The 13561-nt window shown below is 62.9% G+C and carries 11 protein-coding genes, 3 pseudogenes and 1 riboswitch; of the genes and pseudogenes, 8 read left to right on the top strand and 6 right to left on the bottom strand.

What is annotated here, in order from left to right; all coding sequences use genetic code 11:
• The first annotated feature begins 216 nt into the window (after positions 1 to 216).
• Positions 217 to 642 carry a hypothetical protein gene (locus BCCGELA001_RS23765; RefSeq protein WP_008566322.1) on the top strand — a complete coding sequence of 142 codons (426 nt, stop codon included), beginning with the start codon at positions 217 to 219 and terminating at the stop codon, positions 640 to 642.
• Between the two features lie 21 nt (positions 643 to 663).
• Here the strand turns inward: BCCGELA001_RS23765 and BCCGELA001_RS23760 are convergent, their stop codons facing one another.
• Both BCCGELA001_RS23760 and BCCGELA001_RS23755 read right to left on the bottom strand, forming a co-directional pair.
• A complete protein-coding gene (locus BCCGELA001_RS23760) occupies positions 664 to 1866 on the bottom strand; it encodes an FAD-dependent monooxygenase (RefSeq protein WP_060736448.1) in 1203 nt (400 codons plus the stop codon).
• Between the two features lie 19 nt (positions 1867 to 1885).
• On the bottom strand, positions 1886 to 2131 hold the full coding sequence (locus BCCGELA001_RS23755) for a zinc-finger domain-containing protein (protein ID WP_008562814.1): 246 nt from the start codon (positions 2129 to 2131) through the stop codon (positions 1886 to 1888).
• A gap of 305 nt (positions 2132 to 2436) precedes the next feature.
• Here BCCGELA001_RS23755 and BCCGELA001_RS23750 point away from each other — a divergent pair, with 305 nt between their 5' ends.
• Both BCCGELA001_RS23750 and BCCGELA001_RS23745 read left to right on the top strand, forming a co-directional pair.
• Positions 2437 to 3573 (top strand): hypothetical protein, encoded by a 1137-nt coding sequence (locus tag BCCGELA001_RS23750; protein WP_008562813.1) that lies wholly within the window; start codon positions 2437 to 2439, stop codon positions 3571 to 3573.
• 167 nt (positions 3574 to 3740) lie between these two features.
• Positions 3741 to 4496, top strand: a complete 756-nt coding sequence (locus tag BCCGELA001_RS23745) for an alpha/beta fold hydrolase (RefSeq protein WP_060737799.1) — start codon at positions 3741 to 3743, stop codon at positions 4494 to 4496.
• 1083 nt (positions 4497 to 5579) lie between these two features.
• Here the strand turns inward: BCCGELA001_RS23745 and BCCGELA001_RS23730 are convergent.
• Both BCCGELA001_RS23730 and BCCGELA001_RS23725 read right to left on the bottom strand, forming a co-directional pair.
• On the bottom strand, positions 5580 to 6401 hold the full coding sequence (locus BCCGELA001_RS23730; protein ID WP_060736446.1) for a DUF4261 domain-containing protein: 822 nt from the start codon (positions 6399 to 6401) through the stop codon (positions 5580 to 5582).
• A 43-nt stretch (positions 6402 to 6444) separates the two neighbouring features.
• Complete coding sequence (locus BCCGELA001_RS23725; protein ID WP_060736445.1) at positions 6445 to 7221, bottom strand: outer membrane protein; 777 nt, start codon at positions 7219 to 7221, stop codon at positions 6445 to 6447.
• A gap of 251 nt (positions 7222 to 7472) precedes the next feature.
• Between BCCGELA001_RS23725 and BCCGELA001_RS37315 the strand changes: the two are divergent.
• Positions 7473 to 7571, top strand: a pseudogene (locus BCCGELA001_RS37315) (alpha/beta fold hydrolase); the annotation flags it as partial.
• A 30-nt stretch (positions 7572 to 7601) separates the two neighbouring features.
• Here BCCGELA001_RS37315 and BCCGELA001_RS23720 read toward each other — a convergent pair.
• Positions 7602 to 8537 (bottom strand): LysR family transcriptional regulator, encoded by a 936-nt coding sequence (locus tag BCCGELA001_RS23720; RefSeq protein ID WP_060736444.1) that lies wholly within the window; start codon positions 8535 to 8537, stop codon positions 7602 to 7604.
• Between the two features lie 107 nt (positions 8538 to 8644).
• On the opposite strand from BCCGELA001_RS23720, the gene BCCGELA001_RS23715 reads away from it, so the two are divergent.
• Both BCCGELA001_RS23715 and BCCGELA001_RS23710 read left to right on the top strand, forming a co-directional pair.
• Positions 8645 to 9058 (top strand): hypothetical protein, encoded by a 414-nt coding sequence (locus BCCGELA001_RS23715; protein WP_008562778.1) that lies wholly within the window; start codon positions 8645 to 8647, stop codon positions 9056 to 9058.
• Between the two features lie 265 nt (positions 9059 to 9323).
• A pseudogene (locus BCCGELA001_RS23710) lies at positions 9324 to 9505 on the top strand (hypothetical protein); the annotation flags it as partial.
• Between the two features lie 146 nt (positions 9506 to 9651).
• Here the strand turns inward: BCCGELA001_RS23710 and BCCGELA001_RS39320 are convergent.
• Positions 9652 to 9783 carry a hypothetical protein gene (locus BCCGELA001_RS39320; protein ID WP_257721912.1) on the bottom strand — a complete coding sequence of 44 codons (132 nt, stop codon included), beginning with the start codon at positions 9781 to 9783 and terminating at the stop codon, positions 9652 to 9654.
• A 708-nt stretch (positions 9784 to 10491) separates the two neighbouring features.
• On the opposite strand from BCCGELA001_RS39320, the pseudogene BCCGELA001_RS23705 reads away from it, so the two are divergent.
• Positions 10492 to 10734, top strand: a pseudogene (locus BCCGELA001_RS23705) (alpha/beta fold hydrolase); the annotation flags it as partial.
• Between the two features lie 240 nt (positions 10735 to 10974).
• Positions 10975 to 11172: riboswitch (cobalamin riboswitch) on the top strand.
• Between the two features lie 378 nt (positions 11173 to 11550).
• Positions 11551 to 13557: a TonB-dependent receptor gene (locus BCCGELA001_RS23700; protein ID WP_335339423.1), complete on the top strand. Its 2007-nt coding sequence runs from the start codon at positions 11551 to 11553 to the stop codon at positions 13555 to 13557.
• The last annotated feature ends 4 nt before the right edge of the window (positions 13558 to 13561 follow it).

Here is a 13561-nt window from a genome sequence, read left to right as displayed (position 1 = left end):
CGCCACGCCCGCATCGGCCCATCTATACGGCGCAAATAGTCTAAGGCAAAGAGAATACAGTTGTTTTCGCACACGCTTTGAGCACTGGATCGGCCTGCTTGATCGGCCGGTCGTTGCGATTCCCGCGTCAGCCGACCGGTCCCGCCACGGAAGCCTCAATCCGGACATCTGTTGTTGCTTTAGGCATTCTCAATTTACGGGGACTATTCATCCGGCATGGCTGCTTCGTTTTCATGTTTCCTGCGCGGCTCCGTCGCGCTGCCGGCGCTGCTTGCGGCTGGCCTTGCGCTGTCCGGCTGCGCCGGCATGAGCGAGACGGTCGCGCCGGCTTTTGCCGATCCCGGCAAATACGAACTGTACGACTGCAAGCAGCTCGAGGCGGAGCGCAAGGCGCTCGCCGCCCGCACGGCCGATCTGCAGCGGCTGATGGATAAGGCGGAGACCGGCGTCGGCGGCGCCGTCGTATCCGAGCTCGCCTATCGCAACGAATACGTTGCGGTGCGGGGCCAGTCGCAACTCGTCGAGGATGCCTGGCGCCGCAATAGGTGTCGGGAAACGCCGCCGAATGCCGCGCCGACGGCGTCAGCTCCGCAGCCGCCGGCGATCAAGCCCGCCCCGAGATCCGGCAGCGCCGTGCGCTGAGCCGCCGCACCTGAGCACGCGTCACGGCCGCCAATTGTAGATCCAGTCCTGCCGCGCCAGCATGCGGTCCGGGCCAAGGGCGCGGATCACAAGGTCGCGCGCGAGCGCGAGCGGCCCTTTGAAATGGTAGATGCGGCCCTGCTGCCGCGCCGTCCGCTGCACCCGCCGCACGCGCGCCTGGCGTGCCCGGCCGTATTGTGTCAACGCGGCCGTGATGTCCGCAGTGCTTTCGGCGGTCCTGACGCTCAAATGCCGGGCGAGCACGGCGGCATCCTCGATCGCCATGCCGGCGCCTTGCGCCGCGAACGGCAGCATCGCATGCACGGCATCGCCGAGCAGCCCGATCGGCCCGTTGCTCCAGCGACAGCCGTCGGGAACGCCGAACAGCGCCCATTTCCGCCAGCTGTCGACCGTGGCGAGCATCATCCGCGCCGAGGCCGGCCAATGGGGCGCGGCAAAGGCCTCCATCACCTCCCGCCGATCGCCGGGCGTGCTCCAGCCCGGCCTGTTCCAGGTGCCCGGCAGCACGGCGACCACGTTGATCTGGCGTCCGCCCGCGATCGGATAGGCCACGAGATGGGCGTTGCGGCCCATCCAGAGCTGCACCCGGCGCGCGGTGTAATCCTTCGGCAATTGCGTGGCATCGAGCGTGCCGCGCCACGCGATCAGGCCCGAGAAGCGCGGCTGCACCTCGGGAAACAGATGCTGGCGGACCGTCGACCAGATCCCGTCGGCGCCGATCAACGCGCTCGCCAGATCGCTGCGGCGGATCGTGCCGCTGCGATGGACCACCGTCAGCCCCTTGGCGTGCGGCGCCACGTCCTCGAAGGTCGCGCCCAGCTTCAGATCGATGTCAGGATGGTCGGAAACGGCGCCGGCGAGCGCGGATTGCAGGTCGGCGCGGTGCACCACCCAATAGGGCGCGCCGGCGCGCGCCGAGGCGGCTTCACCGAGCGGCATGCGCAGCAACTCGCCGCCGGCCCGGGCGCTCATGATCGAGACCGCCTCCGGCGTCACGGCGCGCTCGTTGAGCCGCTCGGCGAGGCCGAGCTCCACCAGCACGCGGCTGGCATTGGGGGAGAGTTGCAGGCCGGCGCCGACTTCCTCGAGCCGCTCGGCCTTTTCCAGCACGACGATGCGGAAGCCGCGGGCCGCGAGCGCAAGCGCGGCCGTCAGTCCACCGATGCCAGCACCGGCGATGACAATCGTTCGGGAGAGCGCCACCCCTGACCGATACGGGCGGTCAGGCCACCTTGTCCTTCAGCACGCATTCCGGCGGGCGGGCTTCGCCCGGCTTCAGGTCGGCCGCGAAGCGGTACAGCGTCGAGCAATAGGGGCAGATGATCTCGTTGTCGTTGCCGAGGTCGAGGAAGACGTGCGGATGATCGAACGGAGGGTTGGCGCCCACGCACATGAACTCTTGCGAGCCGATCTCGATGACGGGAACACCGGCATCGTTGTGGAAGTGCGGGACGACATGGTCGGACATCGTAATCATCCTGGAGTGGCAATGGCGGCAGATACAATCAAAACTGACGCGGCATCATTATGGCGCCGCGGACCATACTGGCGGGTATAGATGATTGCTAGTCCAGCGGAACCGAAAGCTCCGCAACGCCCCATGCTCATTTGCTCATACAAATTCGACACAATCTTGCGGCCTGAGAGAAGCCCTTCTTTCGTCGGGGACGTTGTGTCGCAATTTTGGCGTACTATGTCTGTGGGACGAACGTAGTTGCGGCCAGAGACGAATCGTCAGGCGTCAACGATTTCAGGACCTTCCAGGTTTTCCGCATGAAATGGCTGCGAATCAGCACACCGTTGGCCGGTATCGCGGCATGCAGCTTCATGCTCGCGCAGGTAGCACCCTATGCCCGCGAGGCCGGCGCGATCCTCGCCGCCCAGGACGATCCGGCCGTGCTCTCCGAGCTCAAGCTCGACGTGCTGCTGCGGCAGAACGAGCGCCTGGTTCAGGACAATATCGAGGCGGCGCTTGCGGCTGGTGACGCCGACCTCGCCGACAGTTTCGTCGCGCTCGCGCGTGACCGCAACATCGCGCTGCCGGACGATCTCCTCAGCCGGGTCAACGATGCGGTCAAGGCGGAGAATTCCACCTCGCAATTCGCCAAGCGATTTGCCACCGGCCTCGTCACCGGCAATGCCGAGGACGTCGCGAGCCTGTCGGGAACGGTGGCCGGCGATCTCTTCGTGTTCGGCGACATCAGGGACATCGTCCGCGAGGGCAAGCACCTCGCCATGGGCGAGGACACCGACCGCCTCGTGCTCGGACTTGCGGCGGCGGGCCTTGCGGTGACCGCGGCAACCTATGTTTCCGTCGGCGGCGCCGCGCCGGTGCGCGCCGGGCTGACGCTGGTCAAGGACGCGCGCAAGGTGGGGCGGCTCGGCGAGGGGCTTGCCGCATGGGCCGGCCGGTCCGCGCGCGAGGTCGTCGACACGCCGATGCTCCAGAATGCGGTCGCCAAGGGTTCGGTGCTGCGCCCGGGCGAGACCGTGCGCGCGATCAAGGCTGCGTTCCGTGCCGAGAAGGCGGGCGCGCTGGTTCGGCTCGGCAAGGACGTGACGCGTGTTGCCGGCAAGACCGGCACGCGCGGGGCGATGGACACGTTGCGCATCGCCGAAGGACCGAAGGATGTCGCGCGCGCGGCGCGGCTCGCGGAAGCCCAGGGCGGCAAGACTCGCGCCATCATGAAGCTGCTGGGCCGCGGTGCATTGCTGCTCGTCGGCGGCATGTTCGATCTGGCGCTCTGGCTGTTCGGCGCAGCGCTGACGCTGTTCGGCCTGTTGTCCTCGATCAAGGCCACCACCGAGCGTCTCACCCAGGCGTGGTGCGATCGCAGGCGCGCGAAGCGGCTCCGCCGGGCGCAGATGGCCGCGGAGGCCGCTCTGGCGACGGCAGGCCTTCGGGCCTAAACGCGACCAGATTGCGGTCATTCGTGGTCGCGCTCCAGGCTATTGTTTGAGCACATGATCTCCACGCAAACGCGTTCCGCGTTTGCCGCGCGCAAAAACGGCTGCACAACTTTCCGGATCATGCTCTAAGATCGGCTTGTCCCCCTCGAGACCTCCCGGAACTGATGATGCCGAGCTTCCACAACGGCGCCGTTGAAATTGCCTATCTCGACGAAGGCGAGGGCGAGCCGGTCATCCTCGTGCACGGCTTTGCCTCCAGCAAGAACGTGAACTGGGTCTATCCGACCTGGGTCTCGGAGCTGCGCAAGAACGGCCGCCGCGTCATCGCGCTCGACAATCGCGGCCATGGCGAGAGCGCCAAGCTCTACGAGCCCGCGCAATATTCGATTCCCCTCATGGCTGGCGATGTGCTCGCGCTGATGGATCATCTCGCGATTCCGCAGGCCGACATCATGGGCTATTCGATGGGCGGGCGGATGACCGCGTGGCTCGCGCTCAACGAGCCGCATCGCCTGCGCTCGGCGATCCTCGGCGGCATCGGCATCGGCGGGCTGATCGAAGGCACCGGCCCCGGCGAGAACGTCGCCAAGGCGCTGGAGGCGCCATCGCTCGACGACGTCACCGATCCCATGGGCCGCACCTTTCGCGCCTTCGCGGACCAGACCCGCTCCGACCATCGCGCGCTCGCCGCTTGCCTCCGCGGCACGCGAGATCTCATGACGAGGCAGCAGGCCGCTCGCATCGAGGTCCCGGTGCTGATCGCGGTCGGCACCGCCGACGACGTCGCAGGCTCTGCGAGCGCACTCGGCGCGATCATCCCGGGCGCGCAAGTGCTCGACATCCCGAACCGCGATCACATGCGCGCGGTCGGCGACAAGGTCTACAAGACCGGCGTGCTCGATTTTCTCTCACGCCGCGGCTGAGGCGATATTGTCTGAGCCGAGAGGTTGTTGCCCAGTGGGCGTCCGCAGAGGGCCCATTACGATACATTGCTGCATTTTTCTAATAACCAAAATCAAAGGGCCAGCACCGAGGACAGCTAACCGATGTCATCGATTTCAAATGCGATCTTTCCAGTCTGGGTGATTGGCATATGGAGCCTTGGCCTTGGAGGGGTCCTACTGAAGTGGCAAATGCGTCAAAACTTGGCGCCGGGATTGGCCCAGTTCAAAGGCTATTCAGATTGGCGATTAGAGGGGCGACGACCTGCCTTTTTGCGAGACCCGACGGCTTACAATGAGCGCGGCAAAAAATATCGGCGCTGGACCATTGTCGTCGAGTGTCTCTTTTTACCATGGTTTTCGGTGGGCTGCTGATGCTGGCAGTCTTGCCCAGGCGATAAGTGATGCAGTATCGCGTCGCCAGACGGAGCCAATAAACTCGCACGCTACTCGGCGCTCCACCAGCGTCGTATATTGGAGAACAGCTGTCCGAAAACGAACAATCCTAAAACAGTTAGGAGCACAGCCGTGACGAGGGCCGTCACAAAGGAGATTGGGTCGCTCTCAAAGCTAACGAGTCTCGACCAGCCGACGCGACTAGGACCGTATCCCCGCGAGTACAATTCTCCTGTCGTGAATACGCGACATAATTGGGCGAGCCCCAGCCACATCATGAACGCCATCAAAGGCAGAACTACGATGAATGTGGCTATCCTCTTAACAACTGGCAGCACTCTCCGCATCTAACGGATTGTTCCCCCAAAATTGCCGTGTGTGTCGCGCCGCCGTAAGATCTGCTTTATCGTTATTGCGCCAAGAACCACAACCAATCCTAGCGCCATGAGCCCGATGCCGACAGCCGCTCCAAAGCCGAATTTGGTAGACACATCTCTTAGATGCTGCGCCCCAATGAAGACGTTTCCCACTAAGCAGGTAAGTAGGAATATCGGCCTGAGTATCCTCTTCATCCGCATTACATCACATGGCACCTATTCGTGGAGCTTCAACTGAGGATCAAGGCGCACTGCTGAGAGTCTCAAGTCCGATCGCCAGATCGACTCAGGTTCACCACTTCCACCATTTTTTCTTTTCAGTCAGGATGTTGAGGCGCGCTACGGGGTAAGGAACGAAGATGCCATCCTCGGCATATGTCACTTTGAATCCGGGGGGGTGGCCTTCGACGCCAATCGTCTCGCCGTCCTGGAGCATCTTGCCGGAGCGAAGTAAGTATTCCGCAGTTGAGTAGGCGTGCTGCATTATGAACTTGGGATCCAAGCTCGACGCGGGGTACTCGAGGTCCGTTAGGCCAAAGAAGTGCAAACCGAGCGTTCCTCCAATGATGCTCGTTTGACCGTCCTTCGAGATCTCTGGAAAAAGCATTACCCGTACCCAGAAGGGCACTACATTCGCATCGGGCCGACCGATTTTCTCCGTTGACCTGATGAAGTCTTTTGCATCCATCGAGTTTGTCCCATCCACCCATTGGATGCCGATGAATGGGACAATTCGGGCAATGGCTGCGGCAGCCAAGGTGACTGCACGCGCTTGCGCAAGGACTTGCTGACGGTCTTCGAGTTCTTTCTTCTGAGCGGCGGTTATGACGATATGAGCGGTGTGCTTGGCAGCATCGACTTCGACAGTGGGCCAGATATGATTCGCATAGTGGCCTTGCTCGACGACACTCAATTCTGCCGGGGCCGGAATGGCCATTACGGATATCGGATGATCGTTGATGCTTAGCATCTCAGGGGCAGCGTCAGCGCCCAAAGGTGAGCCCACCCAGTCGCTAAGCCTCGCTTCGGGGGCGAGGCGGCCCACCTCGGATACGATTTGAGAGGCCGATACCGACATAGGTGTTTCAAGCAGCAATCTGGCATGAAACTGCATCCGAATTTTCCTCGGCGTACCTGTGCTCGCGCGCGCCTTTGGATCAGTAGGTCGGGGTAACTGGCCCGCCAAACCGGTAGCTGACGCGCGCGGTGACGATGTCGATGTCCTGGCTGATGCGATCAGTGCGAGAAAACGCGCCGAGAGGGCCGGTGAAATAGAAGCTATTGTTGCGCGACCCCATGAAGCCATGGACATAGTCCACGCCGACGACGACGTTTGGTGCTACGCCGAAATCGAGACCGGCGCCGACCGCGCCACCCCAGCGGGTCTCGCTCGCTTTGTCGAAAACAAAGCCAGTCGCGGTGAGGAAGCCCTCGTACTTGTCGCTCGCGACGATGCCGCCGCCCTTCACGTAGAATAAAACGCTGTTCCAGGCATAACCGACCTGGCCAGTCACCAAGCCGAAAGCATCGATCTTGGTGCGGTCGGAGCCGCCGCCACCTGCGAGCAGGCTGGGACCATTGGAGCCGCTGAGGTTGGCCCAATCGCCTTGCCCTTCAAGGCCGAAAACCCATGCGCCGCTCTGCCAACGATAGCCGAATTGTCCGCCGACCGCGGCTCCGCTCGCAGTATGGCATCCCTCGGACACAGGAGGGACCACCGGCGCACCGAAGATGTTCGTCACGATGTCCCAGCAATTCCGGCTCCAGCCGCCACCGCCGTTGATGCCGATGTAGAAGCCGCTCCAGTCGTATATTGCGGCGATCGGCGGCGGGGCCTTCGTATAAGGCCTTGCAGCGAGGTCGGCAGCAGATGCTGCGCCTATGGTGGTCACAATAGCGAACAGTCCAGCGCCTGCACCTGCGAAACGACGCATTCCAACCTCCCCCGCGCAACACCAGCACGGTTGGGTTGTGACATGAATTCGCCACCTGCGACAGAGTGCCTCAGATCGGGGGGCTGCGATATTTGTGGCGTGTTGCCGAGTCGCAACATTCGGGGGTGGTTGTTGCAGCAGACCCGTCACATCGTCCGCTGCATGTCAAAAGCAGGCGTTCAAGCGAGCCGCCCGACGGTCACCGCTGTCCTGTAGGGCTGTTATCGGACTCCGGGCTCAGAGAACGCTTTGCGCAAGTGCTCGACATCCCGAACCGCGATCACATGCGCGCGGTCGGCGACAAGGTCTACAAGACCGGCGTGCTGGATTTCCTCTCCCGCCGCGGGTGAGTCGGCAAAGCGCCATGAGGGATTCTTCGCCTACGCTGCCTTGTCGCTGAACGCTGCGGGAAGCGTGTTGAGGAATGACATCACGCGCTGCGTGCGCAGGGGCGGGCGGCGGCCCGAGGTGCGCACCATCCATAGGGGTTCCCCGGGGACGCGCCAGGATCCCAGAACCTCGACCAGCCGGCCGGCGCGAAGGTCTTCGTTGACGAGCCACGCTGGCCCCCAGCCGATCCCAAATCCGCTCGCGACCAAGTCGAGCGTCGCATGCGCATCGTCGCAAATGTGCTTGGGTTTGGGCGTGACGCGAATGGGTCCCTTGCCGCGCGGATCGGCAAAGCGCCAGGTCAGGATCTGACCACTTGCGGGATTGCGAAAGCCGACATGGTCGTGCGCGGCAAGCTCGTATGGAGTGGTGGGCGCGCCGCGCGCCTTCAGATAGCCAGGCGAGGCGCAAGCGATCCAGGAGAACGTGCAAAGCCGCCGTGCCTGATGGCCCGGCGCGCGGTCGAGCGGCCCCGAGCGGATCGCGACGTCGACGCCTTCCGCCGCGAGATCGAGGATCTCGTTGCGGAATTTGACCTCGATCTCGATTTCCGGCCGCTCCCGCAGGAACGCCGGCAGTCGCGGCAGGATGCAGGCGCGGGCGAAGGAGGCGGGGGCGGTCACGCGCACCCGTCCGCCATCGTCGCGCGCGACTTCGCCGAGCGCGGATTGGACGCGGGCGAGGCTTTCCACCAGCGCGCGACCCGCCGTCATGAGCCTGTCGCCCTCTTCGGTCAGCGCCAGCGAGTGGGTGGAGCGATGCAGGAGCCGCAACCCGTGAGCCTTTTCGAAGCGGGCGACCGCCTTGGACATCGCCGAGGTGGTCGTTCCCGCGCGCCGCGCGGCTTCTGCGAAGGAACCCGCCTCGACGACGCGGACGAAGGCGAGGAGACGCGAGAGATCGGGATGCAAAGCTGTTGTGGACATGGAGTCCACATAATCATGGCCGCCGGGTCACTACAATGGCCGTTCCGCACCGTCTAGCTGGGAGCGGTCAGCGCGCATTCCGCGGCGCTATAAATCCGGGAAGTCCGATGAACCTCATCGAAATCACTCTGCAAGCCCTTGACGCCGCCGAGCGGGCGATTCCATCCGGCCAGCCGATCTATATGCTCAATCTGATACGCTACCGCGCGCAAGCGCATTACGAGGACGGATTCGATGCTGAGCCCTGCTCGGGCCGCGAAGCCTTTGATGAACGCTACCGGCCGGCATTCCGCCGTCTCGCGGCCGGGAAGCCGCTCGTGCGAGTGCTTTCCGTCCCGCTCCTGGCGAGCCTCGTCGGCTCGCCAAGCGAACGTTGGGACGAAGTGGCGCTCAACGAATACGGCGATTTCGCCACCTTCCGCTCGATCGTCGACACCGAGACCTACCGGCGCGAAGTCGCCCCGCATCGGCACGCGGCGCTCGAAGATTTCCGGTTGTTCGCGCTCGCAAAGACGATGTGAAAAATTTCGGAACTACGGTGACGGTGCTGGGCTGCACCCTTAGGTGAGACGCGGAGATACGCAAACTGCGTGACGGTGCACAATTTGCTTGGGCTGCGGCAATGGTGAGGGCGCAAAGTTCGCACCAAGCTAGTCCAGCCGCGTCACGCAACAACCTTCGCGACTGGTGCGCAATGAAAGCCCGATGCCTGGATATTGAGTGACGGTGCACTATGCCCGGCTAGAGCTGTCAGAGGCGGACAATTGTGCGCTCTCGCCGCAATGCGAGGTACCGGTGCTGATCGCGGTCGGCTCCGTGACGTCGCGGGCTCTGCGAGCGCGCTCGGCGCGATCATTCCGGGTGCGCAAGTGCTCGACATTCCCGGCCGCGATCACATGCGGGCGGTCGGTGACAAGGTCTACAAGACCGGCGTGCTGGATTTTCCGCCGGGGCTGGGGTTTGTCTGAGGCGAGGAGGTTGTCGGCCGATCACCCTGAAGTTCACACCAGGAAAGAGGCTGTTCACTCCCTTCAAGCCAGCGAGAACAGCCGAACGATGTCGGCAAATGGCCCAAGCGGAAGTCAATGTATTTCGGCTGAGTGTAAGAGGCCGCTCAATCCAGCTTGCGTCTTAGCTTGGCGGCTATCTCGCGTTGGTCGTCGATATAATCTGCGACGACCTTCCGGGCCTCGTCCATTCGGGCCTTGTTTTCCGCTTCGCGTTCGTGGTCGGGCTTCTTTGCCATACGATTGGGGTCAAGAGTTCAAGGTGAGCTTCTTTGAGGCTCATCGCACCTCTTAGTGCACTTTGCATGTCGTTCAATCTGATTGGCCAATCGAAGCCAACTGTGCGCCAACTCTCAGCGTCCTGCTTTCCGTTTGCTCCTGCGTCGCCCGCGACAGGCGATAGCATTCCATCGAGTGATCTCTGCAGTTGTTTGAGGTCTGCACATGAGTCTCCCTTCGCTTGAGGGCAAGAGGGCCACGCTGTGCCAATCCATGCATTTAACAAAGTTAACGATGGGGTGCCGGTTCACTGCTCAAGGCGGGGCATGCAACCGACAAGGATTCGAGGCTGACGACGCGCTGCAGCTCGATCGCACGCTCGGCCTCGTAGGCCTTAGCCAGGCGAGAACAGTGGAACTCCAAGAACTCACTCGTTGCGGGGGGGGGGGGGCGGCTTCTGGTTCCGCTGGTCGTCCCAAACCAATTCGCCGCAAGAGCACTTGAGTACTCGGACGCTGCCAGTTTTGGGGCTCCACAATCGCTGCAGAAGATGGGTCGGCTTCTCGCACTTGGGGCAGCAGATCGGAGCTTCGAACGAATCTTGTGACATAGGACGGCTCTGCATTCGAACCATGATCTTACACCAGCCAGGCCGCTCCGAAATTAAACTAGGAGAACTGCGCAGTTCGCAGTCCTCCACCCCTTCAAGATCGCGCGTGCGCCTGTGCGCGCTGGCAGCGTGCCTGCGCGGCACGCGCGACCTCATGACGAGGCAGCAGGCCGCACGCATCGAGGTGCCGGTGCTGATCGCGGTCGGCACCGCCGACGACGTCGTGGGCTCAGGGAGCGCGCTCGGCGCGATCATCCCGGGCGCGCAAGTCCTCGACTTCCCGAACCGCGATCACATGCGCGCGGTCGGCTACAAGGTCTACAAGACCGGCGTGCTGGAGTTTTTGTCACGGCGGGGGTGAGGGAGTGGTGGTGAGGCAGTGTGGTTGTTGCCCCGATTGTTTCGAGGTGTCTCATCACGAGGGTTCTCCCTGGGGCGGAAATCAGGCGTCATTTCGAAGGAGATAGGGACGTCGGCAACAAGCTACGACCGGACTCGCCAGCAACCAGGCAGAAGAACTAACGGCGTTGGGTGCGGTGACTGGATCACGCGCCGACTTCCGCGTCAGCAGCACGGCTAGTTGACAGTTCTTTGCAAAAAAAACTAGTGTGATTGCGACGGTTCTCCTTCGGGAGATCAATAGGGAATACGGTGCGGGGGTCTCCCCCAACGCCGTGGCTGCCCCCGCAACTGTAAGCGGCGAGCCTTCGCCAAACGCCACTGGGCCCTGCGGGCTTGGGAAGGCGGCGACAGGCAACGACCCGCGAGCCAGGAGACCTGCCGTCAGTCGTGGTCACACGCGAGCACATTGGGCGGGGTGTCCTGGTGGGTGTGGAGCTGCCTTCCTCTCGAGGCAGAGGCCAAACTGCGTTCGCGGTGACGTGCCACGTTATCGCGAGTCCTGTTTATGACCTCCCATACGTTTTTCGCGCCACGGCATCGCCGTGTGTCGTTCCTTTCGGTTGCATTCTCCTGCCTCGTTCTGTCGACCGATGGCTGGGCACAGTCCGAAAGGCCGGGCCAAACACTTGACCCTGTGGTGGTACAGTCGCCGGCAAGGCTTCCGAACGCTCGCAGCACCCGCCGCAGCAGCGATGCAACGCGCGCCGCGCGCTCACGCCAACAACCAAGCGCATCGGCCGACGCGCGCGCTCCGGCGGTCAACCCGGCAGGCCCCTTGTTCGCCGCACCGACGCTCAACCTGACCGGCGCAAGCACGGCCGGCAGCCGCCTCGGCTTGACGCGGCTGCAGACGCCGGCCAGCGTGGAGGTGATCTCCGCTGAAACCATCGCCGAACGCGGCCAGCAGAACATCCTGGACGCGGTGACGCAAAACGCGACCGGCTTCACGGCGAGTCCGGCACCGGGCAACGGCGGCGTCTCCTTCAACACCCGCGGCTTCACGGGCCTTGGCTCCGTGATGACGCTGTACGACGGCACCCAGCTCTATATCGGCGCCGGGACGGTGACTTTTCCGTTCGACACGTGGTCGACAGAGCGCATCGAGGTACTGCGCGGCCCTGCCTCGGTGATGTACGGCGCGGGCGCGGTCGGCGGCGCCATCAACATCGTTTCGAAACTACCTTCGTGGGTCCCTCGCAACCAGGCAGAAGTTTCGCTGGACAGCAACATGACCCGGCGGATCGCGGTGGACAGCGGTGGTCCGGTCAGCAAGGACGTCGCCTATCGCATCACCGCTTCCGGCAACATGTCGGACGGATGGGTCGATCGTGACAACACTTCGAATGTCGCGCTTCATGCCGTGGTGCAGATCAGGCAGAACGAGGACGTCACCTGGACGCTGTCGACGGACTACGGCGACCGCCACCCGTCGCGCTACTTCGGCACGCCGCTGATCAACGGCATGCTCAATGAATCCCTCCGCTTCAAGAACTACAACGTCAGCGACAGCCACATCCGCTACCAGGATAGCTGGAACCAGGCCAAGACCGAATGGCAGGTCGCCGATGGCATCTCGCTTCAGAATACACTGTACTATCTGAACTCCAAGCGGCACTGGAAGGACGTCGAAAGCTACGCCTATAATCCTGCCACCGGCCTCATCAACCGAACCAGCTATATCGAGATCTTTCACGATCAGCAGCAGGTCGGCAATCGCATGGACGCGAAATTCCGCGGCCATGTGCTGGGCATGGCCAACGAATTCTTGGCGGGCTTTGACGTCAACAGCATCAATTTCACCCATACCAACAACTCGCCCTATGGCGGCTCGTCATCCGTCGACCCGTACAGCTTCGTTCCCGGGGTGTTCAACAGTCCGAACCCCACGGTTCCCGGCTACGGCAGCGTGACCAACCAATACGCGCTGTTCGCCGAGAACCGGCTGTCGGTCACCGAGCAACTGTCTTTGATTGCCGGTATCCGCCAGGATGAGCCGACGATCACGCGCACCGACTATGTCACGCCCGCCAACAGCTTCGAGAAGTCGTTCTCCTCCACGACCTGGCGCGCCGGCGCGGTCTATACACCCGTCAAGGACCTCGCTTTCTATGGCCAATATGCCACGGCCGTCGATCCCGTCGGAGGACTGATCTCACTGTCATCGGCCAACAAGAGCTTCGAGCTAGCCACCGGCAGACAGATCGAAATCGGCGTCAAGCAATCGTTCTGGGGCGGACGCGGTGAATGGACTCTGGCCGGCTACGAGATCGTGAAGAACAACCTGCTGGCCCGCGATCCCAACATTCCGTCGCTGACCGTCCAGGTCGGCCAGCAATCATCGCGCGGTGTCGAAGCATCGGTCGGATTCCTGCTCGACTACGGCTGGCGTATCGATGCCAACACCGCCTTCCTGCGCGCGAAGTACGACGACTTCGTGCAGTCGGTCGGCGGCGTAGCCGTGAACTATGCTGGCAACGTGCCGGTCAACGTACCACAGATGGTCTCCAACATCTGGGCGACCTGGGCCTTCGCGCCGAACTGGTCGGCCCATGCGGGCGTGCAGGTCGTCGGCAAGACCTATGCGGACAATGCCAACACGATGACCCGTCCGGCCTATAACATCGTCAATGCCGGCGTGCAGTGGAAGCCCGATTTCAACACCACCGTGTCGTTCCGCGTCTACAATCTTTTCGATGAGATCTACACCACGTCGGGCGGCACGACACAGTGGCTGCTCGGCATGCCGCGCACGGCGCAAGTCGCAGTGAACGTCAAGTTCTGAACGT

This window comes from Bradyrhizobium sp. CCGE-LA001 (genome assembly GCF_000296215.2).
Taxonomy (GTDB): Bacteria; Pseudomonadota; Alphaproteobacteria; order Rhizobiales; family Xanthobacteraceae; genus Bradyrhizobium.
Note: the sequence above shows the minus strand (reverse complement) of the source record. Positions and strands in the feature narration are given on the sequence as shown.